Annotated in this window: 20 protein-coding genes and 1 pseudogene; 12 read left to right on the top strand and 9 right to left on the bottom strand. The window is 68.9% G+C overall.

What is annotated here, in order from left to right; genetic code table 11:
* Positions 1–25 precede the first annotated feature (25 nt).
* The 3 genes from OG257_RS03545 to OG257_RS03535 form a co-directional block, all read right to left on the bottom strand.
* Positions 26–3,046 carry a glycoside hydrolase family 2 TIM barrel-domain containing protein gene (locus tag OG257_RS03545; protein WP_329204629.1) on the bottom strand — a complete coding sequence of 1,007 codons (3,021 nt, stop codon included), beginning with the start codon at positions 3,044–3,046 and terminating at the stop codon, positions 26–28.
* A gap of 189 nt (positions 3,047–3,235) precedes the next feature.
* Positions 3,236–4,417 carry a S8 family peptidase gene (locus OG257_RS03540; RefSeq protein ID WP_329204627.1) on the bottom strand — a complete coding sequence of 394 codons (1,182 nt, stop codon included), beginning with the start codon at positions 4,415–4,417 and terminating at the stop codon, positions 3,236–3,238.
* Positions 4,418–4,705: 288 nt separating this feature from the next.
* On the bottom strand, positions 4,706–5,260 hold the full coding sequence (locus tag OG257_RS03535) for a Zn-ribbon domain-containing OB-fold protein (protein ID WP_329204625.1): 555 nt from the start codon (positions 5,258–5,260) through the stop codon (positions 4,706–4,708).
* A 101-nt stretch (positions 5,261–5,361) separates the two neighbouring features.
* Between OG257_RS03535 and OG257_RS03530 the strand changes: the two genes are divergently transcribed.
* From OG257_RS03530 to OG257_RS03520, 3 genes and pseudogenes are all read left to right on the top strand, one after another.
* The gene (locus OG257_RS03530; protein WP_329204623.1) at positions 5,362–6,042 is read left to right on the top strand and encodes a TetR/AcrR family transcriptional regulator; all 681 of its coding nucleotides are present in this window, start codon (positions 5,362–5,364) and stop codon (positions 6,040–6,042) included.
* 145 nt (positions 6,043–6,187) lie between these two features.
* A pseudogene (locus OG257_RS03525) lies at positions 6,188–6,430 on the top strand (hypothetical protein); the annotation flags it as partial.
* A gap of 162 nt (positions 6,431–6,592) precedes the next feature.
* Complete coding sequence (locus OG257_RS03520; RefSeq protein WP_329204621.1) at positions 6,593–7,741, top strand: hypothetical protein; 1,149 nt, start codon at positions 6,593–6,595, stop codon at positions 7,739–7,741.
* A 344-nt stretch (positions 7,742–8,085) separates the two neighbouring features.
* Here the strand turns inward: OG257_RS03520 and OG257_RS03510 are convergent, their stop codons facing one another.
* The 5 genes from OG257_RS03510 to rph all read right to left on the bottom strand — a co-directional run bounded on the left by OG257_RS03510 (position 8,086) and on the right by rph (position 14,255).
* Positions 8,086–8,961, bottom strand: a complete 876-nt coding sequence (locus OG257_RS03510) for an IS5 family transposase (RefSeq protein ID WP_329204620.1) — start codon at positions 8,959–8,961, stop codon at positions 8,086–8,088.
* Positions 8,962–9,005: 44 nt separating this feature from the next.
* Entirely contained in the window at positions 9,006–9,854 is an 849-nt protein-coding gene (locus tag OG257_RS03505; protein ID WP_329204619.1) for an amino acid ABC transporter ATP-binding protein, read from the bottom strand.
* A 5-nt stretch (positions 9,855–9,859) separates the two neighbouring features.
* Positions 9,860–10,645 (bottom strand): amino acid ABC transporter permease, encoded by a 786-nt coding sequence (locus tag OG257_RS03500; protein WP_329204618.1) that lies wholly within the window; start codon positions 10,643–10,645, stop codon positions 9,860–9,862.
* A gap of 14 nt (positions 10,646–10,659) precedes the next feature.
* On the bottom strand, positions 10,660–11,466 hold the full coding sequence (locus OG257_RS03495; protein WP_329204617.1) for an ABC transporter substrate-binding protein: 807 nt from the start codon (positions 11,464–11,466) through the stop codon (positions 10,660–10,662).
* A gap of 191 nt (positions 11,467–11,657) precedes the next feature.
* Entirely contained in the window at positions 11,658–14,255 is a 2,598-nt protein-coding gene (rph, locus tag OG257_RS03490) for a rifamycin-inactivating phosphotransferase (RefSeq protein WP_329204616.1), read from the bottom strand.
* Between the two features lie 912 nt (positions 14,256–15,167).
* Between rph and OG257_RS03485 the strand changes: the two genes are divergently transcribed.
* Entirely contained in the window at positions 15,168–15,530 is a 363-nt protein-coding gene (locus tag OG257_RS03485) for an amphi-Trp domain-containing protein (protein ID WP_329204614.1), read from the top strand.
* 98 nt (positions 15,531–15,628) lie between these two features.
* Here the strand turns inward: OG257_RS03485 and OG257_RS03480 are convergent, their stop codons facing one another.
* Positions 15,629–16,258 (bottom strand): HdeD family acid-resistance protein, encoded by a 630-nt coding sequence (locus OG257_RS03480; RefSeq protein WP_329204613.1) that lies wholly within the window; start codon positions 16,256–16,258, stop codon positions 15,629–15,631.
* A 197-nt stretch (positions 16,259–16,455) separates the two neighbouring features.
* Between OG257_RS03480 and OG257_RS03475 the strand changes: the two genes are divergently transcribed.
* From OG257_RS03475 to OG257_RS03440, 8 genes are all read left to right on the top strand, one after another.
* Positions 16,456–17,301, top strand: a complete 846-nt coding sequence (locus tag OG257_RS03475) for an endonuclease/exonuclease/phosphatase family protein (RefSeq protein WP_329204612.1) — start codon at positions 16,456–16,458, stop codon at positions 17,299–17,301.
* Positions 17,302–17,556: 255 nt separating this feature from the next.
* Complete coding sequence (locus OG257_RS03470; protein WP_329204611.1) at positions 17,557–18,258, top strand: hypothetical protein; 702 nt, start codon at positions 17,557–17,559, stop codon at positions 18,256–18,258.
* 7 nt (positions 18,259–18,265) lie between these two features.
* On the top strand, positions 18,266–18,901 hold the full coding sequence (locus OG257_RS03465; RefSeq protein ID WP_329204609.1) for a MauE/DoxX family redox-associated membrane protein: 636 nt from the start codon (positions 18,266–18,268) through the stop codon (positions 18,899–18,901).
* Positions 18,877–19,425, top strand: a complete 549-nt coding sequence (locus OG257_RS03460) for a hypothetical protein (protein WP_329204607.1) — start codon at positions 18,877–18,879, stop codon at positions 19,423–19,425. The genes OG257_RS03465 and OG257_RS03460 overlap by 25 nt, the downstream gene beginning before the upstream one ends.
* Positions 19,422–20,342: a peptidoglycan-binding domain-containing protein gene (locus tag OG257_RS03455; RefSeq protein ID WP_329204605.1), complete on the top strand. Its 921-nt coding sequence runs from the start codon at positions 19,422–19,424 to the stop codon at positions 20,340–20,342. The genes OG257_RS03460 and OG257_RS03455 overlap by 4 nt, the downstream gene beginning before the upstream one ends.
* Complete coding sequence (locus OG257_RS03450) at positions 20,343–20,531, top strand: hypothetical protein (protein ID WP_329204603.1); 189 nt, start codon at positions 20,343–20,345, stop codon at positions 20,529–20,531.
* Positions 20,532–20,603: 72 nt separating this feature from the next.
* Entirely contained in the window at positions 20,604–21,107 is a 504-nt protein-coding gene (locus OG257_RS03445) for a hypothetical protein (RefSeq protein WP_329204601.1), read from the top strand.
* Positions 21,108–21,315: 208 nt separating this feature from the next.
* Entirely contained in the window at positions 21,316–22,050 is a 735-nt protein-coding gene (locus tag OG257_RS03440; RefSeq protein ID WP_329204599.1) for a D-Ala-D-Ala carboxypeptidase family metallohydrolase, read from the top strand.
* Positions 22,051–22,203: the final 153 nt, after the last annotated feature.

The raw sequence follows: 22,203 nt of genomic DNA, 5'->3' as shown, positions 1-22,203 counted from the left end.
TCGTCGATGTCCTACGGGACAGCCCTCAGCCCAGGTCGACCGAGAACGTCCGGTTCCGGGGGTGCAGCCGGTAGGGCGTGAAGGTGTCGGGGCCGCAGGTCGCACTACCGAGCCCGTTCTGCGCGGCGTCCAGGTTGAGCCAGGTCCGGTCGCTCTCGACGAGGTCGGTGGGGTGCCTCGCAGACGTCAGTGCCTCGCTCGGCCAGGGGCGTACGGTGAGGCCGATTCCGTCGGGCGAGGCGATGTCGATCGACCGGCCGTCGCTCCAGGCCAGGCGGGCCCGGCGTACGTCACTGCGCAGACCGTTCTCCTGCGGGACGACATAGGGGGTCTGAAGGTCGGAGACCGACGCGCTGTGCAGGCCGAAACGAGCGGCCTTCGACGAGTCGGGGTAGGACTCGCCCGGGCCGAGGCCGAACCATTCCAGCACTGCCGCCCCGGCCGGAAGCCCCAAGCGGAGTCCGATGCGGGGAAGGGTGACGAATTCGGCTTCGCTGTAAGGAACTCGGTCCAGAGCAAGACCGAACTGGCCGGTCGGCGCGACCTCGGCGTGGAGGTGCACACCGCCGGTGGTCGTCGCCGTCCACGTGATCTGTGTGGAGAACCCTGCGTCCGCGCCTGCGGCCATCGTCATCGACGTCACCACGAGTGCGTTCTCGTGCTCTTGGACACCGACGTGCCGATGGTGCACCCGGTCGAGGCCGAGCGCTCGCCAGGAGCGTGCGGGACCCGCGGTGTCGTTCTCCGTGGGGGCGCGCCAGACATCGAGGCGGGGGCCGCTGACCGGCAGACCCGCGAGTTCGACGAGGTCTCCGCGGGAGTCGAAGCGTGCGTTGCCCAGCGTCCATCCGCCCCGGATCGTACGGGGAGCGACGGGGGTTGTGGGCGCCGGTTCGGGGTGTGCCGCCTCGACGAGCTGGCCGAAGGAGACCTCCCAGTCCGCGGGAACGACGGCCGTCGCATGGCCTGTGTGCACGGTCACCGTCAGGACGAGAGTCTGCGAGGGATCTGCGGAGGCTGACGCGTCGAAGGGGAGGCCGATGTTCGCGGACCCACCGGCCTGCACCGGCTCCACATCCAGTACACCCCCGGTTGCCGGGCCGCCGTCGACGGCACGCGTCCAGCGGAACACGAAAGAGCCTGTACTCAGGAAGTCGTGCCGGTTCTCGACCGTCACCGTGACGCGACCGTCGGTCCCACGACGCAGGCTCAGCCGGATCGGTGCGATGACCGCCTTGAACTCCGCCAGGCCGGGGGAGGGGGTGCGATCGGGGAGGACGAGGCCGTCGATGATGCTGCTGCCGTCGTGCAGTACTTCGCCGAAGTCCCCGCCGTACGCGTAGAACCTCTCGCCCGCGTGGGGTCCGGACGATGCCGTCTGGGTGATGCCGTGGTCGATCCACTCCCAGACGAACCCACCGTGCAGGCGACGGTGGCGGTCGAACAGCTCCTCGTACTCCGACAGGCCTCCGGGCCCGTTTCCCTGTGCGTGCGCGTACTCGCAGAGGATCATCGGCAGCCCCCGGCGGTGTGCGTCGTCCTCCACTCGCGGGGTGCGCTTCTCCGCGCCTGCTCCGATGAGTGCCATGTCGTCGATGTCCGCGTACATACGGCTGTAGACGTCGACGTAGGCGCTGTTGAGGTCGCCCTCGTAGTGGATGAACCGGTCCGGGTCCGCCTTCCGTGCCCATTCGGCCATCGCCCGGAGGTTGTCCCCGTCGCCGGCCTCGTTCCCGAGCGACCAGCCGATGACACTCGGGTGGTTCTTGTCGCGGGAGACGGTCCGCTGAATCCGGTCGAGAAGGGCGTCCAGCCATCGTGGGTCGTCGCTGGGGTTGTTCTGCCATCCGACGAGGTGGAACCCGTGTGTCTCCAGGTCGCACTCATCGATGACCCACAGTCCGTACGCGTCGCACAGCGAAAGGAATCGGCTGTCGGGCGGGTAGTGACTCGTGCGCACGGCATTGATGTTGTGCGTCTTCATCAGCTCGATATCGTGCCGCATGGTGGCCTCGTCGAGGGTCCGTCCCGTGTCGGGATGCCACTCGTGCCGATTGACCCCGCGGAAACGGATGGGCCGGCCATTCACCGTGATCCGGCCGTCCTCGATGCGCACGCGCCGGAATCCCAGCCGGAGTGTGAGCGTCTCACCCGCACTGGTCAGTGTGGCGTCGTACAGGCGGGGGGTCTCGGCGGTCCAGGGTTCGACACCGGCCAGACGGAGCGGCTCGTGTGCCCGGTGGAGGGATATCCCCAGCTCCGGGATCGACACCGTGGCGGGGACATCCGTCTCGATGGTCAGGATGCCTTCGCGCGACCCGGGGTCGAAGTCGGCATGGACGAAGTGGTCGCCGATCGCGTTCTCGGGGCGTTCGATGAGGTGGACCGACCGGAAGATGCCGGACACCCACCACATGTCCTGGTCCTCGAGGTAGCTCGCCGGCGACCACTGATGCACGCGTACGGCGAGTGTGTTGACACCCTCGAACAGCGCCTCGGTCACATCGAACTCGGTGGGCAGCCGACTGCCGGTGCCCCAGCCCAGGGCATGGCCGTTGAGCCAAACGGCGAAGGCCGAGTCGACGCCCTCGAACCGGATGAGGTGGCGAGCGGCGGCGCCGGGCCTCGTACCGACGACGAATGACGTCCGGTATTCACCGGTCGGGTTCTCGTCCGGGACATGGGGAGGGTCGACCGGGAACGGGAAGACCACGTTCGTATAGGCGGGCAGGCCGAAGCGAGCCTGGGACTGCGGCAGAAGGGTGCCGTCGGAGTCGCGAAGCCCCGCGATCTGCCAGCAGCTCGGAACCGGGATCTCGTCCCACTCGCTGTCGTCGAACCGCGCGGCCGAGAAGCTATCGCCGAGCTCGTGGACCGACGGGGTCAGCCGGAATGCCCAGAGCCCGTCGAGGCTCATGACGTTGGCGTCCGTGTTCGCAGAGGCGCGTGGTGGCAGCCGACCCGCTCCGGGGGCGAACGACGACAGGTAGGACATCGGGTCCGAGAGCGGAGCGCCGGCGGAGGTGTTCGTTTCGCCAAGGATCACCAATGCAGCGTAGGTCCGTCGATGCCCACCAGGAATGGACAATCCTGCGGTCGGCATGGACATTCAGGCGAGGGCGCGAGCCCCTCCCGGCTCACCGCTCGCGAGGCATTCATGAGCCCCACGCGCTGTGCCCGAAGAGCTGCCGCACCCTGCCGGGCGGGAGCTCCTCGGGCACCTGTGCCCGCCGTTCTAGAACAGCGAGTGCAGCAGCTTGTTCGGCGAACCCGTGAGGGGGTTCTGGACCTTGCCGCTCGTCGCGTTGTTCACCAGAGCGTTCCGGACCTGGGCCGGGGTCGCGCTCGGGTGGGCGGACAGGTAGAGCGCTGCCACGCCCGCAGTGTGCGGGGTTGCCATGGACGTGCCCGAGATGGTGTTCGTGGCGGAGTCGCTGTCCTTCCACGCCGAGGTGATGTCCACCCCCGGCGCGAACAGGTCCAGGCACGTGCCGTAGTTGGAGAACGAGGCGCGGGCGTCCGTCCTGTCCGTCGCGCCGACCGTGATCGCCTCGGGGACGCGGGCGGGCGAGTAGTTGCACGCGTTCGCGGGGAGGCCCAGGATCGGGAGGCCGTTGCCCGCGGCGATCGAGTAACTGACGCCGGAGGAGATCGACTTCTTCACCGCGTCGTCCATCGAGGCGCTGGCGCTGCCGCCGAGGCTCATGTTGGCGACGGCCGGCTTCCTGGCGTTGGCCGTCACCCAGTCGATACCTGCGATGACGCCGGCGGTGGTGCCGGAGCCGTCGCAGTCCAGAACGCGTACGGCGATCAGCTTGGCGCCCTTGGCGACGCCGTACGTCTTGCCGCCGACCGTGCCCGCCACGTGTGTGCCGTGGCCCTGGCAGTCCTGGCCGTTCCGGCCGTCGCCGACCGTGTCCTTGCCGATGCTCGCGCGGCCGCCGAACTCGTTGTGAGAGGTGCGGATTCCGGTGTCGATGATGTAGGCGTTCACGTTCGAAGCGGACGTGACGTGCGCGTACGTCGTCGACAGCGGCAGGTTCCGCTGGTCGACCCGGTCGAGACCCCAGGTCGCGTTCGTCTGGGTCTCGTTGAGCCGCACGATCGAGTTCTGCTCGACGTACGCCACGCGCGGATCGGCCGAGAGCGCCTTCGCCCTTGCCTCCGACAAGGAGGCTGAGAAGCCATCGAGGACGTTGCTGAAGGTGTGCTTGGGCGTGACGCCGAGATCGGCGGCATGGGTGCTGCCGTCCTTCAGGACGACAATCCAGCTGTTCTGTACGGCGGTTACGGAGGGGGCGAGGCGGAGATCGCCGATGATCGCACCCTGAGCGGTGGGGGAGACGGCGAACTGGAGACCGGTCGCAACGGCGAGCGCGGATATCAGCGCCCCGACGCGACGGGCAGTGACTCTCATCTTGTGCACCTGACCTTTCGTTGACCGGGTTACGGACAAGTACGGTCGTGCATGGTGCCAGGACGTGTGGTTGCGCGAGCCAGGGCCTCGCAGTGTGACCTACGGCACAAGCTCGCGACTGGTCGGTAAGTGCCCCTGAAATAAAGGGAGTTCAGGCATCGTCACAGGGTGTGGATCTTGTGCGCGCGCCTTGACTGCCTGAAATGTCGCTCACGGGCGCGCAGTTGTTCCTCGTGGTGCCGGGCAACGCCTGTATCTGCCGGTGGCCGGCCGTGGTCACGGTGACGCCTACGCGGTAGCGGGTGCCAGGACCGTGAAAACGGGCACTCTGCCGTCCGTGAACCGCTGGAAACGTACGCGGGTGCCGATGGTGGGTGCGGGCAGGGTGCACCCGCTGAGGCGTGCCTCGATGCGGAATCCGTCGTCCAGGCCGACCAGGCACACGAGGCGGGGCACGTGCCCCTTCCGCGGCCTGTATTCGTAGTCGTCGATCCGGCCGGAGCCCTGACTGTCCTCCCAGATGAGGTCTTCGCTGCCGCAATGCGGGCAGATGCAGCGGCGGCCGAACAGGGCGCTGGTGCACCAGGTGCATCGCTGGAAGCGGAGGAGGGAGGGTTCTTCGGCACTCTCCGGTGCGGGCTCGTTGGTGGTCCGGTAATACACGGTTGCTCCTGGGCTCGTGGCGGTGAGGAGGGCAGGGCGCGGTGGCTGGGGCGGCGGACGGTGCCGGGTGGCCCGGCGCGGAACTCCCGGCTCGGCGTCCGCGTCGGAATCCGTCGGTGCCCAGTCGTCGTGGAGCGGCTGGATGGGCAGCTCGGACTCGCTGTGCGTCATGGAACTCACACCGAACCTCCAGCGGTACTGAATATCGCCTTGACGGTACTCAGTATCATTCGGCAGGGCAAGTGGCCTCCGGAGGCCGAAACGGGGAAAGATGGGCGATCATGAGCAAGCCATCCGCGCGGACCCGACTCGCAGACGCCGCCTTCGCGCTCTTCGACGAGGGCGGATACGACCGGACAACCGTCGACGACATCGCCGAACGCGCCGGTCTGGGGCGTACGACGTTCTTCCGGCACTACCGGTCCAAGGAAGACGTGATCTTCCCCGACCACGACCGGCTCCTCGACCTGATCAGGGACCGGCTGGCGACCTCCAGCCACAGCACAGCCCTGGTCGCCGTCTCGGACGCCGTCCGTCTGGTCCTGCTGCACTACCTGGACGAAGGCGACCTCGCGCGCCGGCGGTACATGCTCACCAGCAAGGTGGCCACCCTCCGCGACCGCGAGATCGCCAGCGTTGCGCGCTACCAGCGACTCTTCCGTGAGTTCATCGCGGACTGGATGGGCGACTCGGCCCAGTCGGCGTCACTCAGGGCCGAACTGATGTCGGCCGCGGTGGTCGCGGCCCACAACCATGTGCTGCGCCGCTGGCTCCGGGGTGAGACCACGGATCCGGTCGGCGAGGTGGACGAGGCGATGCGTGAGGTGCTCGCTCTCTTCCCGGCGGCCGACTCGCAGACGACGGGAGCCGGTACCACGGTCGTCGCCTTCCGGACCGGCCAGGACATCGACGCCTTGCTTCCCTCGCTGCGGCGACTCGTCGAGGGCGGGACCGAGGACTGAGGGCCGCCCTGCCCTTCAGCGCAACGAGGGCGGCCGTAGGGAAGGTGCTCGCAGAGTCGGAGGGCAGGGGCCAGATCCCTGTCCCCCCTCCGGCTCCGGTTCTAGGCCGTGTATCGGAAGTGAACCGTGTGCATAGGGTGTCGGCATGTCACTGGGTCACATGGTCCTCTTGTCGGGTCGCTCGATCCGGCTCACCGAGCTATGGATGTCTTCGACCTACGGGGGGATGCTGGAGGGCTACCCGTGCAAGCGCATCAACGACCTGAAGGTCAGCTGGCTCCAGCGGCAGGCCGAGCATGCATTTCCCTCCGTGCCGGTCCATCTCGTTCCGCCCTCGCGCGAGTGCCCGGATGAGACCGCAGGCGCCTTCGGTCCCGTTGAGGTGCTGCTGATGACGCTCCTTGAATCTCCCCACTCCGCGCTCAGGTGGCGGACAGTCCTGCTCACTATGGTCCCCGCCTTCGGTGTTGAGCGGCATGCCAGAGGTGCAGGCGTACGGAGAGACCGGACAACTCAGCGCGAGGACGAGCGACGGTCGTAAACTGCGCTGATGTCTGCCGCCGGAGCAACCCCCCAGCGCGCCACCGTCGAAGGGCTCTTGACGGATCTCTACTCCTCGCCCGTCAAGATCGACACCTGGGTGCGCCTGGATCCCTGGGCCGCTGCGCGTGTGACATTCGGCGGAGCGATCACTCCCCGAAGTGTCGTCGTCAAATGGGTGCGGAGCCATCCGAGCGGAAGCCGCGCCGAACCCTGGCGACTCCGTACCGAGGTGGCCGCACTCCGGTTCCTCTCCGACGACCTCGGTCTGGACCTCGCCCCTCGGGTCCTCGCCGCCGACCTTCCCGAGGGACTCATGGTCCTGGAAGACCTTGCGCCCCGCACTGCCCTGGATCACCTGCTCCGCCGTGACGGCGCCGCAACCCACGCTGACCGGTTGGCCGTCTTTGCTCACGCCTACGGTCGACTCAACGCCGCGACCGTCGGCCACGCCGACATCTACCGCGCGCGACGGATCTCCCTTGGACCGATCGACCTGCCGACCGACCACGTGAGTCGGCTCGTCCGGCACCGGGGCGAGGCACATGGACACGCCGCAGTTCTCGGCGCACCCATCACCGGACAAGCTGAGGCCGAGCTCAGTGCCGCTCTGGCCGAGTTGAGCAACCCTGGCCCGTTCCTGGCCCTCAGTAACGGTGACGCGGAGACCAACAACATCCTCCTCCACGAGTCCGGCCCCGCCGACGCCCGCCTCATCGACTTCGAATCCGCCGGCTACACCCACGCCCTTGTCGACGCTGTCTGCCTGCATGTCCCCGGCCCGGCGTGGATGACCGTGGGCGACCCCATCGCCACCGGTCTTGCCGACCACTACCGCCACGCCTTGGCCGACGGCGTGCCCGAGGCCGAGGATGACCGGCGGTACGGATTCGGCCTGGCGGCAGCCTGCATCTCCTGGGCGATCGTCCGTCTGCAACGGTTCGCCTTGCTCGACACCCGCGAGCCCGGCGACGACAGCAGACCCCAGCTCGTCGAGACGCTGGAGGCCGCAGCTCGCACCGCCATGGCCCATCGTGCCTTCCCCCACCTCACCAGCTGGGTCCTTCGCACAGCCGACCTGCTGCGCCGACGCTGGCCTGACGCGGACCTGGACTTCACCGATGCAGCCGCTCTTCCGCCTTACACAGCGCGTCGCTGACTGATGAGTGCGTCTTCCAAAGACGCCGCGGAGTCTGGTGATCACGCGTAGACCAGACCGAGGCTACGGGGCGGCCCCATGACCGACGCCTGTTGAGCAAGCAATCGAGTGGGGAAGGCGAGCGGCCCTGGGGAATTTCACGAATCCTCATCACTGCCTTCCGTGGCTTGCGTCGGTGTCTTCGGCTCCACGGCGCTCGATCCGGCAATGGACGGTTCCACTCTCGTCGTCGCCTGGTTCCAGCCAGCACCGGAGGTACCGGCGGGTGAGGATGCTGACCTCGCGCTTCGCAGCATTCGTTGGGAGGAGCTGGCCCAGGACTACGTGTGGTAGCAGCGTGCTGGTCACAGCCACTCGTTGATGGCTGCGACGAGGACAGTGGCTTCAAAGCGGACCGCGAGCTTGTCGTAGCGGGTGGCTACGGCTCGGTGGCGCTTGAGGCGGTTGATCCCGCACTCGACAGCGTGGCGCTTGCGGTAGTCGACCGGATCGAAACGTGGTGGCCGGCCGCCCCGGTAGCCTCGCTTCCAGCGGTTGCGCGCCTGGTCGGCCTTGTCCGGGATGGTGCAGCGGATCCCCCGGCGGCGCAGGTATGCGCGGTTGTTGCGGGAGGCGTACGCCTTGTCGGCCCGCACGCGATCGGGGCGGACGCGCGGTCGGCCCGGTCCGATGCGGGGCACGCGGACTTTCTCCAGCACCGGTTCGAACTGCGGCGAGTCGCCACGCTGCCCTGCGGTCACCACGATCGACGTGGGTTTCTGACCCTGCTCGACGGCCAGGTGCAGCTTGGTGGTGAACCCGCCGCGTGAGCGTCCCAGCCCGTGATCGACCGGCTCGGTGAAGACACCGCCGGGTGGCTCCTTCTGCAGGTCACCCTGCCTTCGGGCCCCGGCCGCGTGCTGGTGGGCACGGCACACGGTGGAGTCGACACTCAGGTCCCACGTGATCGCTCCCTTCGCGTCGGCCAAGGACTGGAGCCGGGTGAGGATCCGCTGCCAGGTGCCGTCCCGCTGCCACCGGCGGAACAGGTCGTAGACCCGGCCCCACGGCCCGTACTCGACAGGCACGTCCCGCCACGGCACACCGGTACGGACACGGAACCGTATGCCGTCGATCAACTGTCGCCGGGGCCAGACGGGCGGCCGCCCCGCCTTCGTCCCCTTCGGCAACAACGGCTCCAACACCGCCCACTGCTCGTCCGTGAGATCTCCCCGCCCCATGAACCGTGATCATCCATCGCTCAAGATCCACTTTCGGCACCGGCCTAGAGCGGGCGGCCTGACTGATTTCCCGACCCGTCGCCATCCGCGGCCGGATCCTCGCTCAGGCCCGCGGTGGCCGGGGTCAGCAGGCGCGCGAGGAAGGACCGGGTGCGGGCATGGTCCGGCGCGCCGATCACCCGCTCCGGGGTGCCCTCCTCGACGATGACCCCGCCGTCCATGAAGACGACGCGGTCCGCGACCTCCCTGGCGAAACTCATCTCATGCGTGACGACGAGCATCGTCATTCCCTCGTCGGCCAGTGAGCGCATCACGGCGAGGACGTCCCCCACCAGTTCCGGGTCGAGGGCGGACGTCGGCTCGTCGAAGAGCATCAGTTCCGGGTCCATGGCCAGCGCCCGCGCGATCGCCACCCGCTGCTGCTGACCGCCGGACAGCTGCGCCGGGTAGGCGGACTCCTTGTCTGTCAGACCGACCCTGGCCAGGCGTTCGCGGGCGATCCGTGCCGCCTCCGCCTTGTCGCGCCCGAGCACCCGCCGCTGAGGGAGCGTCAGGTTTTCCAGCGCCGTGAGGTGCGGGAAGAGGTTGAACGACTGGAAGACCATGCCGATCCGCCGGCGCACCCTGTCGATGTCCACATCAGGGTCGGTGACTTCGGCGCCGGCCACCATGACCGTTCCCGAGGTGGGTTCCTCCAGCAGGTTCACGCAGCGGAGCAGCGTGGACTTGCCCGAGCCGGACGGGCCGATGACGCACACCACCTCACCCCGGGCGACCGTGAAGTCGATGCCCGCGAGCACCTCCAGGGTCCCGAACGACTTGTGCAGGCCCCGCACCTCGATCGCCGGTGTGTTCACCGCCGCCGCGCCGTCCGTCACAGGAACCGCCTTCATCGCGCTCACCTCGCCCTCGCCGTACGCGCTTCGAGCCGCCGGACCAGATGGCCGAGCGGCAGGGTGATGATCAGGTAGCAGAGTCCGGCGACAAGGATCGGGGTCAGGCTGCGATTCTGGTTCAGGGCATCCCGCCCGAACTTCGCCAACTCGTATTGGGCGAGTGACAGGCCCAGCAGGTACACCAGGGACGAGTCCTTGGTGAGCAGGATCAGTTCATTGGTGAGCGGTGGCAGAACGATGCGCAGGGCCTGCGGAATGATGATGGACACCATGGCCCGGCCCTGCGACATCCCCAGTGAACGCGCCGCCTCCATCTGCCCCTTGGGGACGGCCTGGATTCCGGCCCGTATGGTCTCCGCCATGTAGGCGGCGCCGACGAGCCCCAGCGCCAGCATCACCGTCACATACTGGTTGAGCGCCACCTGGAAGGCGAGCGGGACGCCGAATCCGAGGGCGATGAAGACCAGCAGGGCGGGAACCCCGCGGAAGAACTCGATATAGGCAATGGCCAGCCAGCGGTACGGAGGAACCTGCGACAGCCTCATCAGCGCGAGGAGGAGCCCCATGGCCAGCCCGAAACCGAAGCCGAGCAGAGTGTAGATGACGGTGTTGACGAGGGCGGTGGTGATGATGTCGGGGAACTGTGCCTTGGCCACCTCCACATCGAAGAACGCCCGTCCGATCTCGCCCCAGTCGGCGGTCAGGGCGACGACGAGAATGACGGCGGCGAGGACGGCGTACTGAACGCCCCGGATGACGCGGGTCCGTTGTCGGCGGGATATGGGCATCAGTGGTGGATTCCTCAACTCTTGGGGGCGGCGGGGAACCACTTCTTGTAGATGCGGTCGTAACTTCCGTCGGATTTGGCCTTGCTGATCACCGCGTCGACCTCCTTGCGCAAGGCATCGTTTCCGGTCCGGACTCCGATGCCGTACTGCTCGCCCGTATTGAATTCGGCGGTGACCTCCGTGTCCGGGTTCTTCCGCACGTACTCGAAGAGCACGCCGTTGTCGTTCACCGCGGCGTCGACCTGTCCGGTCTTCACTGCCGTGAGCAGCAGGGCAACATCCTCGAACTGCACCGTCGTCACCCCCGGGGCGTTCTTCTGCGCGTACGTCTCTCCGGTGGTGCCCTGCTGGACCCCGAGCTTCTTTCCCTTGAGGCTTGCCAGCGAGGTGAAGGAGGACCCCTTCTTGGCGACCAGGGCCTGCGTGGCGTCGAAATAGGCGGCTGAGAAGTCGAGGTTCTTGGCACGCACCGGCGTGATCGTCATGCCCGCCGCGGCCAGGTCGCATTTACGGGCGTTGAGGTCCTCGCCGCTCTGGATGCCCTCGAAGGGCGTGTCCACGATCTCCTGGGTGACCTTGAGCTTCTTGGCGACCAGATCCACCAGGTCCACGTCGAAGCCGACGATGGCATCGCCCTTGCGTACCTGGAAGGGCTCGTACGGCAGATGCGTGCAGGTCGTGAGCTTGCCGGAGTTGACCAACTCCAGTTCGGTGCCGCCCGACTCCGAGGGCTTGGTGCTCGTGCAGCCCGTGAGTACGGCAACGGCGGTGACGGTGGCGGTCGCGGTGGCCAGCAAGGGCAGCACGGAACGATCGGACATGGCATCTCCAATGTGCGGTCGGTCAACGAGCCCACTTCGTCAGTGAGTTGCGCTGATCCTGCCATCGGAGGTGCCGGATGTCGCCTGTTGAGTTGTGAGCGGCCTGTGAGGCCCTGGGGACGAGTTCAAGCCGTCCGCGGTGCCGCGTACTGGACCTGATGAGGCCCTGTACGCGGCAGGGGCAGCGGCGGTCAGGGCAGGATCTCGATGTACCCGTCGGTTCCGTGCACGCGGATCCGCTGCCCGTCCCGGATCAGCCGGGTGGCCTGCTCCACGCCCACGACGGCCGGCAGGCCGTACTCCCGGGCGATCACCGCGCCATGCGTCATCAGGCCGCCCACCTCCGTCACCAGGCCCGCGATGCCGACGAACAGTGGCGACCAGCTGGGGTCAGTGAAGGTCGTGACCAGGATGTCGCCCGCCTCGAGGTCGGCCTCCGCCATGTCCAGGATGACGCGGGCCCGTCCCTCGACGGTCCCGGCGGAAACGGGCAGGCCGACCAAGGCACCCTCGGGCACGTCATCGCGCCGGTACGCCCCGGTGACCGCCTCACCGTCCGATGTGATCACCCGGGGCGGTGTGAGCGCGTGGTACGACTGGAACGCTTCCTTGCGCTGCCGGACGAGCTGGTCGTCCACCTGGTTCGAGCGCACGACGTCGTGGAGTTCCTGGAACGTGAGAGAGAAGATGTCCTCCTTCTCGTGAAGCACGCCCGCCTCCACAAGGCGCTCGGCCTCCCGCATCAGGGCCTGCTTGTAGACGAAGTAGCGGCTGACGATGCCGTACTTCGGGTACTCCCGGTATCCGATGAAGGTGCGGACCCGGTCGATCATCCGCTTGGTCTCGTCGGCCTTCCGATCCCCGTCCGGCAGGGCACGCAGGCGTGACAGCACGTCCTGTTCCTTCTCCTGCGCCTTCTGCCGCCCTTGCTCGAAACGCCGCTCGGCGGCGCCCGGCTCGAAGATCCTGACGTTGTCCAGGATCACGGGCACGAGCGTGGTGGGGCGCTCACGCCAACGCGGCCTCGTGATGTCGATCTCGCCGACGCAGCGCATGCCGTACCGGTCGAGGTAGGACTCGATGGCGTCGCGCGCCTCTGCCCCGCCCGGTAGCTTCGCCAATTCGTCCAGGAAGTCCTCGTCCTCGACACCCTGCAGGAACGCCACGACCTCCGGGTGCGGGCGGATCACGTCCGCGACGTCGAGCAGCGCCAGTCCCATCTCCGACGTGATGTTGTCGGGGGCGGACAGCGTCAGCGTGTCAGCCGCGTTCTTCTCGCCCAGCCACTCCTGCAGCTTGTCGTTGAGCCACCATGTGGCGTCCATCCCCGCCATGATCGCCTGAAGGTTCAGCGGGTCACCGAGGACTCGCTTGTGCTCCTCGAAGGCCTCCAGCAGGAAGTCGAACAGTGCCGGTCCGGTCTTCGTCCGGATGTCGCGCTCCAGGGCGGCGACGGATGCCTGACTGCGCTCGATGAGCCCGGTGACGATGGCCGGATCGGTCTCGATCGGGGCGGGCGCACCGCCGGCCGGCCGCCCGCCGGGACTCGCGTCCGGGAGCGACGGGACGAAGCCGTCGCGGTCGAGGACGGTCTCCAGGGCGTCCCTGATCAGCGGATCGCCTTTCCCTATGGCGTCCAGGAGGCCGGCGCGGCTCGTGGGCGAGGCCAGCCGCCGGGTGACGTCGACGAACAGTCTGCCGCCGGCCTCGTGCATCTGCACCATGGCCGTCAGCTGCCACATGGAGAACCCCAGCGGCTTCATGGCGTCGGTCATCATCTGCCCGTGACCGACGGAGACGTAGACGTGATTCTCCTGGTCGCCGGCCTCGGGAATGGGGAAGAGTGTCGTGATCGGCCGGCTCTGGACGATCTGGAAGCCGTCATCGACCAGACACCATTCGATGTCCTGCGGGCAGCCGAAGTGCGCTTCGATCCGCCGCCCGAGCTGTACGAGGCGTACGACCTGCGCATCCGTCAGTGCCGGCTGCTCCTGCTGACGGGAGTCGATCGCCACTTCCTGCGTGCCGCCGTCGGGCAGGGCGTGAACGGCACGCTGTTTGGCGGCGATCACCTTGGCGACGACCTCGTCGTGTCGCACCTTGAAGACGTCCGGGTTCACCAGGCCGGAGACCAGGGCCTCGCCGAGGCCGAAACCGGCGTCCACGGTGGCGACCTTCCGGTTGCCCGTGACGGGGTCGGCCGTGAACAGGATGCCGGACGCATGCGGGAAGGCCATCTGCTGCACGACCACGGCCATATGGACCGTACGGTGGTCGATGCCGTTGCGCCGGCGGTAGACCACGGCCCGCTCGGTGAACAGCGAGGCCCAGCACCGGCTGATGTGCCGCAGGATCGCCTCAGGCCCCACGACGTTCAGGTACGTGTCCTGCTGGCCGGCGAAGGAGGCAGTCGGCAGGTCCTCCGCCGTCGCGCTGGACCGGACGGCGTAGGCGGCCCGCTCGTCGAGCCGGGCGAGCGCGCCGGTGACCGCCGCGGCGAGATCGCCCGGGACGGGCACTTCCTCGATGGCCCGGCGAATCTGCGCGCTGAGCGTGCGGATCCCCTCCCGGTCGTCCGGGCTCAAGCGCGACAGCTGATCGAGCCGAGCGTCGATCGACGGCTCTTCCGCCATGACCCGCCGGAAGGCGTCCGTCGTCACGCAGAAGCCGCCCGGCACGCGGATGCCCTCGATCCGCGACAGGCCGCCCAGGTGCGCGCCTTTGCCGCCGACGACCGCGACCTGCTTCTCGTCGACCTCTTGAAGATCCAGAATGTACTGGTCGATCATCGTGATGCCTCCGAGGCAGCCGTGCTCCCTTGCACCGGAGCGGCCGATCGCAGCACCGGTACCTCCAGCTCTGTCGAACCTCTTGTCGAGCACGTCGTCATCTCTTGGCGTCCTTCCTCCGACGAGCCGGCCGGCTGCGCCGCCCGGTCGGGCGGCGCGTACACCCGCACCACCGTCCCGAGCGCCCGCGCCCGCACTCTCGGTCCGACAACTGATTCGACGTCACCGCGTCCCCCACGCGTCGACAACACACGCACGTAGTGCCCTTCTTTCCGCAGGTTGTGGCCTCGGCCGACGATTCTGCGCCACCACCAGGGCCTTGCCGCAAGCCCCCCATTGCGCTATAAGTTGAGAGTGGCGAGGAGAGAGATCTCCTTGCCTTTCTTTTTTGCCGTCCGCCGGGACTGACGAGCGTCTCCCGACGTGGGGGCGCGCGGCCTACGGGTACACGACGCATCGTCCTTCGCCGACCGGCGAGTCGTGACCAGCCGAGCCGCAGCACGGGAAGGTTCGGTGCGAGCGCCGTGGCGCGGGGGCCGCAGGCGTAGATTCCGCAGCCGATGACGTATGCGCGTCTGCGCGAGTCTCAGCAGGACGCGTCGAGCCGTTGCTGAACGTTCGGCAGTACCTGCCCTGCCCGGAGCGAGGGCACGCGCTCCTGATTCCTGTCACGCGATCGGCCTAACGAAGCCCCTTGCCCAGCGGACATCGGCGCCACGGCGTATTCGACGCTGAGGGACGGATTGCCACGCGATCGACCTACGGCGGGCTGGATCGCTGCGCCGGGAGGGTAGCCCGGTCGTAGGCATTGTTCCGGCTCTGTGCCCGGCTGTGCGGATGTCCGATCCCGCGCACAGCTTCAGAATCGGCGCTATGGCGTCATGCATTGTCTAGGGGATTGGAGACACCCCCATGAAGGACCTCAAGTTTGAGCAGAAGCGCTCGTTGTCACGCCTGGAGGCGGCTGACCAGCTCACGGCGATCGCTGCCGCGCTGAGGGAGGGAGGGGACGTCGAACTGGAACTGGGCACCGTGACGCTGGGCCTGCGCATCCCCGACGACCTCCGTGGGGAGCTGGAGGTCGAGGTGGGTGACGGGGAGATCGAGCTGGAGATCGAGTTCAAGTGGCCGATCGCGCCGGCCCGGACCGCGTCGTCGGCGGGCGCGGCCAAGGCGGCCACGAAACGGAAGAGCGTGCCTGCCAAGCCTCGGCGGAGCGGTCCGGGCGCGAGCAAGAACAAGAGCGCGAAGCGGTCCGCCACGAAAACGTCCTGAGCCCCCGGGGTCGGGGGCGACGCTCACTCAGCCGGCCCCGCCCTGTAGGGGGCCCTACAGGGCGGGGCCGCCGCGGTGTCGTCCGGGCCCGTGGTCCGCTACCTGCGGAGGGCCGCCCGCCACGCGAGGGCGAGAGCCACCTCGGCCAGGCCGAGCAGGACGAGCCACAGGCCGAGCAGCCATGTCAGGGCGCGGGCCGACTCGGCCGGCAGGGCGAGCACCACGATTCCCGCCACGATGGCGAGCACCGCGGCGCCCAGGACGACGCCTCGGTGCGGCAGGTCCTTGGCGGCGATGGCCGCGTAGAGGGTGAGGATGCCGGACACGAGCCAGACGAGCCCGACGATCAGCGAGAGCGCGGCGATGGTCTGCAGCGGGTTCCGCAGGCACAGCACCCCGGCCAGGGTGTACAACACGGCCAGGAGCAGCCCCGGGAGCCGTTCGCCGTGGCCTTCCCCGGCGAAGACGGCCACGAAGCGGAATACCCCGGTCACCAGCAGGTACAGGCCGATGAGGACCGCCACGACGTGCAGCGTCCCGTCCGGCCAGAGCAGAATCAGGAGGCCCGGTACCAGCGTCGCGATCGCCGAGCCCAGGATCCAGGTCCAGGACCGGCCGAGACGCGCCAGCACATCCGAGGGGTCGCCCATGGGGCCGGGCTCCGCACCCGCACCGTAGGGATCGTGTCCCGCTCCGGGACTCGGTGCCGGACCATGCGACGTGGTCATGGTTCCTCCTCGCGCGACCGGCCGAGGCCGAAAAGCGACGGTGTTCTTGCTTGCCAGCATGGACCGTTTCGTTCGGATCGGCACTCGACAGCGCGTCGACACCTGCAAGGGAGCAGGTCTTCACCTCGCGGACACGGGCACGCCAGGGGAGCGGACGATCATCGGGGTCCTTCGTGAACCTGTGCCAGGAGGCCACCATGCTCCGCCGGACCCTGTCCGTTCTCGCCGTTGTCGTCGCGCTCGCCGGAGCCACGGGCCAGGCCTCGGCCGCCGACGGCGCCCCGGCCACTCAGCGTCCCGGCCCCCGCGTGCTGGACATCATGTCGTTCAACATCCACCACGCCCAGGGCACCGACGACAGACTCGACCTCCAGCGGATCGCCCGCGTCGTCCGCGAGAGCGGTGCCGACGTCGTGGGCCTGCAGGAGGTCGACAACCACTACTCCGAGCGCAGTGAGTGGACCGATCAGCCCGCCGAGCTGGCTGCCATGCTGGGCTACCACGTGGTGTTCGGCGCCAACATCGACAATGCCCCGCCGACCCCCGGCGGGCACCGCGTCCAGTACGGCACCGCGATCCTGTCCCGGTACCCGATCACCGCGTCGGACAACACCTGGCTGTTCAAGTCGTCGGGTCAGGAGCAGCGGGGCCTGCTGCACGCCACGATCGATGTCCACGGCAGGACGGTGGAGTTCTACAACACGCACCTGGCCGCGAGTTCGCAGGCCGACCGCCTGCGGCAGACCGATCAGGTCGTGGACCTGATCGGGGCGAGGAGGCCCGGGATCCTCGTGGGCGATTTCAACGCGCTCCCGGCCGCACCGGAGTCCCTGCCGCTGCAGGAGGCGTACACCGACGCGTGGGCCAAGTCCCTGCACGGGCGCGGTGACGGTGCGACGTACCCCGCCGAGGCCCCGACCGAGCGGATCGACGTCATCTACACGACCAGCAAGGTGACGCCGCTCGTCACCCGCGTCGTGCAGGCCGCCCCGACCGCCTCCGACCACCTGCCGCTGCTCAGCAAGGTGCTCGTCACTTCCTGACTAGACGTCATATATACGCTCCTGCACCGGAGTGCGAGGAGGACGCACCTTCACCGGCTTGCCCGGGTCCCTGCGATCGTCATGGGTACCCGGGCAAGTCCAGTGTTCCCGTGATCGTCCGGTCAGTACGAAGAACCGGGAACGCACAGATCCGGCCTCGGGTGATCCCAAAAGATTGACAGGGGCATGACTCTTGTCTAGTTTCCTCAGCGGCTGCGGTGTCACATCAGACCCCCCGCCCCCAGGAGGATGCACATGGCCGCATCGTTCGTCACTCATCGCGCACTCGATGGCGGGACGTACCACCTGGAGGGCGACGTCGACCTCCGGTCCCCGTCCACATCCGCCGTCGAGGTGGTGGCCGGTGGCCGACTGGTCGAATTCACCGCCGGGCCGGCCTCCCTGGGGGACGATGTCGCCGCCTCCCTGGGCATCGCGTCACCCGAATCCGAGCTCACCTTCCAGAAGGGCACGCTGCGCATCTTCCAGTCGGTCGAGCGCGAGCCGCGCTCGGGGCTCGTGGAGCGGCCGTCGCTCGTCGTGTGGCGTGGGGAGCACCACGCACTCGTGACCCGGCTGTACGGCCTGGACGTGGCCGCGGTGCTCGGGCTGCTCCGGTCGGTGCGTATCGCGGAGAGCGAGTACGGGATCACCCTCCAGCCGGATCCCTCGGCCGGAAGCGCCTTCGCGCGGCCCGCGACGGTGATCAAGGAGGTGCCCGGCCTCGGGCTGCTGGAGCTGTCCCGGCGCACGAGGGAACACACCGCCCAGCTCCCGCCCTGGAAGGGGGTGGCGGTCGCGTCCGGAGAGCTGTTCCGCGACACGCTGTCCGACGGCAGCCCGTTCTTCGTGCTCTCCTCCACCGACATCTGGGCCACGCTGGTGCCACTGGCGTCGACTCCTGTCGAGCGGGTGCCCGATCTCGTCGGGCGGCTCACGCTGCGGCACACGGGGTGATCCGCCGGTGACCGGTTTCTACGGTGGGCTGACCGCCTCCGTCATCATCCTGACGCTGCTCCTGGGTGCGGGCTCCCATGCCGCCGCACCGGCCGCACTGGGCGATGCGCTGTGGGCGCACGGCGTGCTGAGCCCGCGGAACCGCCGACTGGCGGCCGTCACCCTGCCGATCGCGGAGGGTGTCCTGGGGGCGGCCGGCACAGCCGCGCTCCTGACGGGACATCAGCTGGCGCTGCAGTGCGTACTGGGTCTGGGTGCCATCCTGTTCGGGCTCTACGCCGCCTACACGCGGCGCGTCCTCGCCCTCGGCCGCGGTGGGCCGTGCGGCTGTTCCGGCCGGGATGTGCCCCTGAGCCGCTGGGTGACCCGGCGGGCCGCGGCCCTCGCCGTCCTCGCGGCGACCGGCGCCGCAGTCATCGGGGCCGGCCCCGTACGGCTCTCCACGGCGGAGCTGATCACGCTGATGCTCGCGGCCCCCGCCTGCACCGCGCTGCTGTGGTCCCTGCCCGCTGCCATGCACGAGCCGACCGCAGCCTCCGTCCACCCCCCGACCAAGGCCCCTGCTCACCAGCAGGACAGGGCCACCGTGCACCGGACCGCCGAAGGAGTGCCAACGCGATGGACTTCACCACCAGCGCTCTGATCGCCTCGTGGGCGGCGATCGCGCTGCTCGCGCTGGTCGTCTCGGGGCTGATCAGGCAGGTGCACCAACTGTCACGAACGCAGCCGCACCGCCCCGGGCGGGTGGGCATCGCCCCCGGGGCACAGGCGCCCGGGCTCGATGCGGCCCGGCCCGATCCGTCGGGGCTCGACGGCCTCCTGACACCGGGCCGCGCCGCGCTGCTGCTCTTCCTCGACGCGGACTGCCGCACCTGCGGCCAGGTGCTCGCCGAGGCCGGCGCCTGGACGGTCCGCCAGGGCGACGCGGCCGCTCCGCAGGTGCTCGGGCTCTACGCGGGCGCCGGACCGCAGGCCGACGAGGGCGCAGTCCCGGTCAGGGACAACCGTCCGGAGCTGTTCACGGCCTACGACATACCCGCCACCCCCTATGCGGTGGCCATCGATCCGGAGCACCGGATCGTGCGTTCCGAGCCGCTCGGTTCACCCACCGCGCTGCTGCGGCTGCTCGACGACATCGCACCCGCCACGCCGAGGAGCCGGCCATGACTTCACTGGACGACGTGCCCACGCTGCGCCGCTCCGGGAGCGGTGGCCGCCGCCGCTCCCTGACCGGGCGCGGGGCCCTTCCCTCCTTCGCACCGTCCAGGCGCACCGTGCTGCAGGCCGCGACCGCCGCGGGATTCGCCGCGCTGGGGGTGTTCTCCGCCGCCCGGGAGGCCTATGCCGACGGATACGACATCTGGACCGGTGCGTGCCCCAGTTACGCCGCGGACCACAACTGCTCCCCGGGCTGCGGGCCCAGCACCATCTATGCCGACGCGTGCGTGACATCAGGGACGAACACGGGCTTCCACCGGACGGACGGAGTCACCTGGACCCTGCGGCCCAACCAGTGCTACGCCGGTACCTACGACGGCTGGCTGTGGCGCTACAGCGCGGCGTGCGGCAACTGTGGCTGCGGTATCGAGCGGCGCTGCCACGACGGGTACCGCAACACCGGATCAGGATGGGTGAAGTCCATCTGCCGCTGGACCACCGACTGTGACTGCCCCGGCTCCGTGACCTGGCCGACCATCGGCAGCGGCGCCACCGGGCCCGACGTCTTCACGATCCAGCATCTGCTCACCCACCACGGTCATCCCACGGATGTCGACGGCATCTTCGGTACGGACACGGAGGCGAAGGTCGAGACGTTCCAGTCGGCGAAAGGACTCAGCCCCACGGGCAGCGTCAGCGCGGCCACCTGGCCGGTACTGGTTGTCACCGTGCGCCAAGGCGACATCAACGATGCGGTACAGGGCGCGCAGCGCCAGCTCAACAAGCACGGTTCCGCCCTGACCGTCGACGGCAACTTCGGTTCGCTCACCCGGCAGGCCGTCGTCTCGTTCCAGTCCCTGCACGGCCTGACCGCCGACGGCGTGGTCGGCCCGAACACCTGGCTCACACTGACCGGGACGGTCTAGGTGGCGGAGTCCGTCCGTCCCGCGGACCGGCCGAGCGGCGCCCGTGCCGTACGGGCGCCGCTCACCGACCCCGTTCTGCCCGTGGCGGCCCTGGGGATCGCGGTGATCGCCGCCGTCCTCCACGCCCCCGTGCTGACCTGGGCGATCACCGGCGGTCTGGCCGGTTACTCGCTCTCCGGCTCCGTTTGAACGCGTAACAGCGCATTCGCGCTGGCCTCGCCAGGTTGGCGGGCAACGTACAGACAGGCGCTGGTCCTCGGCGTGTTCACCTGCGGCCTGCTGGCCGGCGGGGTGCTTTCGGCCGGGGTGCTGTGGCTCGTGTCCGGTCTCTTCACGCCGGTCCCGGCCGGCGTGCGGCAAGGGCTGATCGTGGCCGTCGCGCTGCTCGCCGCGCTGCGCGACGCGGGCAAGCTGACGCTGCGACTGCCGCAGAACGCCCGGCAGATACCGCAGGACGTCCTGCGGCGTCATCTGGCGCGCGGCGCACTGCAGTTCGGCTTCGAGCTCGGTACGGGCGTGCGCACCTACGTCTCGGCGAGCGCACCGTACGCGGTGGCTGTGGCGGTGCTCCTGTCCGGGGGCTCCTACCTGCCCGCCCTGGCCGCAGGACTCGGCTTCGGAGCCGGCCGGGCACTCACCCCGGCCCTGCGCAGGCTCTCCGGGGACGGTGAGCGCTGGGACGACCGGCTCTTGGCGCGGCTGAGCGGCATGACCGTCGTGTCCTCCGTGCTGATCGCCGCTGCCGCCTGCGCGGTCTGGCAGTAGCGTCCCCGCCCCGTCTCATCGGCTCGCCCGGTCCGGGACCGGACACGGTATTGCACCAGGTCACTCAACTCCCTTCAGTTACAGGCATGTTGCGCCGGAGGTCTGGTCCTGTGGCAGATGGTGATGGTGTGGACATGCCACGGAGAGGGGGGCCAAACTCGCCTCAGCCCTCTAGCGGGGAATCGGAAGGACTCACAACGGAGGCGCCATGTTGAGGCGTGCGATCCAACTTGCCCTATCTCTTGTCATGATCATGGCTGCAACGATCGGGGGGGTGCTGGCCACCGCCGCCCCGGCCCAGGCCGACGAGTGCTACACCTGGGGCCGCACCCTGTCCGAAGGCATGTCGGGCGACGACGTGACCCAGCTGCAGATCCGGGTGGCCGGGCATGTCGACTACGGCGAGATCCTCTCCGTCGACGGCAGCTTCGGCCCGCGGACCAAGGCCGCGGTCATAAAGTTCCAGCAGGCGTACGGCCTCGGAGCGGACGGCATCGCGGGTTCCCAGACGTTCAGCAAGATCTACGCACTGCAGGACCCGGACTGCACCCCCATCCACTTCACCTACGCCGAGCTGAACAACTGCAACTCCGACTGGTCCGGTGGTGCGGTCAGCGCCGCGACGGCCAAGTCCAACGGCCTGCGCACGATGTGGAAGCTGGAGGCCCTGCGGCACGCGTTGGGAGACGTGCCCATCTCCGTGTCCAGCGGATTCCGCTCCACGGCCTGCAACAACGCGGCGGGCGGTGCCTCGAACAGCCGGCACCTCTACGGTGACGCCGCCGACCTGATCGGCAGCCCGTCGTTCTGCACGCTCGCCCAGCGGGCTCGCTCGCACGGCTTCGGCGGCATCTTCGGCCCCGGCTACCCCGACCACAACGACCACACCCACGTGGACGGACGCACCAGCCGCTCCTGGTCCGCCCCCAACTGCGGCGTCTGACCGGCACGTCGCCACCGCACCCGCACAGCAGCCCGCCTTCCCCGGGCCGGACTCCGGCCCGGGGAAGGCGGGCCCGCACCGTCCGCAGGGTGCGCGGCCGATCAGGCTCCGACTCCGGCCACGGGCAGGCGCCGCCCGTGGCCGAACCGGAGC

Source organism: Streptomyces sp. NBC_00683 (assembly GCF_036226745.1).
Lineage (GTDB): Bacteria > Actinomycetota > Actinomycetes > Streptomycetales > Streptomycetaceae > Streptomyces.
Note: the sequence above shows the minus strand (reverse complement) of the source record. Positions and strands in the feature narration are given on the sequence as shown.

Excerpts from the sequence above, each read along its gene's own strand:
- OG257_RS03540 (WP_329204627.1), bottom strand. The coding sequence starts at position 4,417 with ATGAGAGTCACTGCCCGTCGCGTCGGGGCGCTGATATCCGCGCTCGCC.
- OG257_RS03530 (WP_329204623.1), top strand. The coding sequence starts at position 5,362 with ATGAGCAAGCCATCCGCGCGGACCCGACTCGCAGACGCCGCCTTCGCG.
- OG257_RS03520 (WP_329204621.1), top strand. The coding sequence starts at position 6,593 with ATGTCTGCCGCCGGAGCAACCCCCCAGCGCGCCACCGTCGAAGGGCTC.
- OG257_RS03510 (WP_329204620.1), bottom strand. The coding sequence starts at position 8,961 with ATGGGGCGGGGAGATCTCACGGACGAGCAGTGGGCGGTGTTGGAGCCG.
- OG257_RS03505 (WP_329204619.1), bottom strand. The coding sequence starts at position 9,854 with ATGAAGGCGGTTCCTGTGACGGACGGCGCGGCGGCGGTGAACACACCG.
- OG257_RS03500 (WP_329204618.1), bottom strand. The coding sequence starts at position 10,645 with ATGCCCATATCCCGCCGACAACGGACCCGCGTCATCCGGGGCGTTCAG.
- OG257_RS03495 (WP_329204617.1), bottom strand. The coding sequence starts at position 11,466 with ATGTCCGATCGTTCCGTGCTGCCCTTGCTGGCCACCGCGACCGCCACC.
- rph (WP_329204616.1), bottom strand. The coding sequence starts at position 14,255 with ATGATCGACCAGTACATTCTGGATCTTCAAGAGGTCGACGAGAAGCAG.
- OG257_RS03485 (WP_329204614.1), top strand. The coding sequence starts at position 15,168 with ATGAAGGACCTCAAGTTTGAGCAGAAGCGCTCGTTGTCACGCCTGGAG.
- OG257_RS03480 (WP_329204613.1), bottom strand. The coding sequence starts at position 16,258 with ATGACCACGTCGCATGGTCCGGCACCGAGTCCCGGAGCGGGACACGAT.
- OG257_RS03475 (WP_329204612.1), top strand. The coding sequence starts at position 16,456 with ATGCTCCGCCGGACCCTGTCCGTTCTCGCCGTTGTCGTCGCGCTCGCC.
- OG257_RS03470 (WP_329204611.1), top strand. The coding sequence starts at position 17,557 with ATGGCCGCATCGTTCGTCACTCATCGCGCACTCGATGGCGGGACGTAC.
- OG257_RS03460 (WP_329204607.1), top strand. The coding sequence starts at position 18,877 with ATGGACTTCACCACCAGCGCTCTGATCGCCTCGTGGGCGGCGATCGCG.
- OG257_RS03455 (WP_329204605.1), top strand. The coding sequence starts at position 19,422 with ATGACTTCACTGGACGACGTGCCCACGCTGCGCCGCTCCGGGAGCGGT.
- OG257_RS03440 (WP_329204599.1), top strand. The coding sequence starts at position 21,316 with ATGTTGAGGCGTGCGATCCAACTTGCCCTATCTCTTGTCATGATCATG.